We start from the raw sequence: 1,331 nt of genomic DNA on the forward strand, positions 1-1,331 counted from the left end.
TGAACCGCCCCGGGTTCGGTAGAGACTCGATTTCATGTAAGGATTCGAGTCATGGCACGTCCCTCCTCCTACCCGCTTGAGCTGCGCCGTCGTGCGGTGCGCATGGTCGCCGAGGTTCTCGGTGACTACCCGAACGAGTCGGCCGCGTTGCGAGCCGTTGCCGAGAAGCTGGGCATCGGCTCCGCCGAGACCCTGCGCAACTGGGTGCGGCGCGACCAGGTCGACTCCGGGCAGCGCCCGGGCACGACCACGGAGGAGTCCGCGCAGATCAAGGCGATGAAGAAGGAGATCGCCGAGCTGAAGCGGGCAAACGAGATCCTCAAGGCCGCGGCGAGTTTCTTCGCGGCCGAGCTCGACCGGCCACACCAGCGCTCGTAGCGTTCATCGACGAGCACCGGGGCCGCTTCGGCGGCGTCGAGCCGATCTGCCGCGTGCTCACCGAGCACGGCTGCAGCATCGCCCCCTCCACCTACTACGCACAGCACAAGCGCGTGGCCTCGCCCGCCGCCCGCACCGTGCGAGACCTGGAACTCAAGGAGTTGATTAAGGGCGTTCACGACGCCAACTACCGGGTCTACGGGGCCCGGAAGGTCTGGCGGGAGCTGGGCCGGCAGGGCCACACAGTGGCACGCTGCACCGTTGAGCGCCTGATGCGCGAACTCGGCATCACCGGCGCCGTACGCGGCAAGAAGGTCATCACCACCATGGTCGATCCGGTGGCAGAACGCGCCCCGGACTTGGTCGACCGCGACTTCGTCGCCGGCGCGCCGAACCGCTGCTGGGTCGCCGACTTCACGCACATCGCCACCTGGGCCGGAGTCGTCTACGTCGCCTTCGTCGTGGACACCTTCTCCCGGCGCATCGTCGGCTGGTCGGCTGCGACTTCCAAGGAGACCCGCCTTGTGCTGGATGCATTGGACATGGCGCTGTGGCAGCGCGACCGTGACGGATTCCCCCATCAGCGAGGCGAGTTGATACACCACTCGGATGCCGGGTCGCAGTACACGAGTTTCCGGCTCGCCGAACACCTGAACGCCGCCGGCATCGCAGCCTCGATCGGATCCGTCGGCGACGCCTACGACAACGCCCTCATGGAGTCCACGATCGGCCTATTCAAGACCGAGCTGATCAAGCCCCGGCGGCCCTGGCGCACCCTCTCCCAGGTCGAACTCGCCACCGCCGAATGGGTCGACTGGTACAACCACCGCCGGCTCCACGGTGAGATCGGCCACGTCCCGCCAGTCGAGTACGAAACCGACTACTACCTTGCCACCACAAAACCGCAGGTCACAACCACAACCTGAGATCTCTACCGAACCCGGGGCGGTTCA

At 66.4% G+C, this 1,331-nt stretch carries 1 protein-coding gene; it reads left to right on the forward strand.

All coding sequences use genetic code 11. The annotated features are described in order from the left end of the window. Positions 1–51: 51 nt before the first annotated feature. Positions 52–1,304 (forward strand): IS3 family transposase gene (locus ACZ3TI_RS40995; RefSeq protein ID WP_465735699.1). Its coding sequence is split into 2 segments (ribosomal slippage): positions 52–334 and positions 334–1,304, totalling 1,254 coding nucleotides; the frame shifts between segments, so codons are not numbered across the junction. Positions 1,305–1,331: the final 27 nt, after the last annotated feature.

This window comes from Kitasatospora sp. NPDC023120 (assembly GCF_055560835.1).